Raw genomic sequence first — 329 nt, 5'->3', positions numbered from 1 at the left:
CGCCTGCATTCTTCCGCAGCGTCACTGTCTCAGGCAGCCCGAAGAACGGAAACACCCTCGAAGTAACATCGGGCACAACTGACCGCCCCTGGCGCTTCGAGGCGAGGATTTCCACCTGATTGTCATCGCTTCGAACCCGTTCTTCGTCGGGGCGAGGCGCTTCGAAATTGTCGTCGCCGATCACGTCGCAGATGGAACGGGAATAGGCGAGTACCTCGCCACCCTGAAGACTTCGCTCCAGAGTGAGAACCTCATCCTCGGCGTTCCTGAATTCGAGCCAAACCGTCTCGTAGTCGGCAGCTTCATCAATCGCCTTTTTTAGCTCATCT

The 329-nt window shown here is 57.1% G+C and carries 1 protein-coding gene; it reads right to left on the bottom strand.

Annotated elements, in window-relative coordinates; all coding sequences use genetic code 11:
• Positions 1-329, bottom strand: a 329-nt coding sequence (locus EN804_RS37585) for a hypothetical protein (protein ID WP_210237393.1), incomplete at both ends; no start/stop codon positions are given.

The sequence above is a fragment of the Mesorhizobium sp. M8A.F.Ca.ET.161.01.1.1 genome, assembly GCF_004792105.1.
GTDB lineage: Bacteria > Pseudomonadota > Alphaproteobacteria > Rhizobiales > Rhizobiaceae > Mesorhizobium.
Note: the sequence above shows the minus strand (reverse complement) of the source record. Positions and strands in the feature narration are given on the sequence as shown.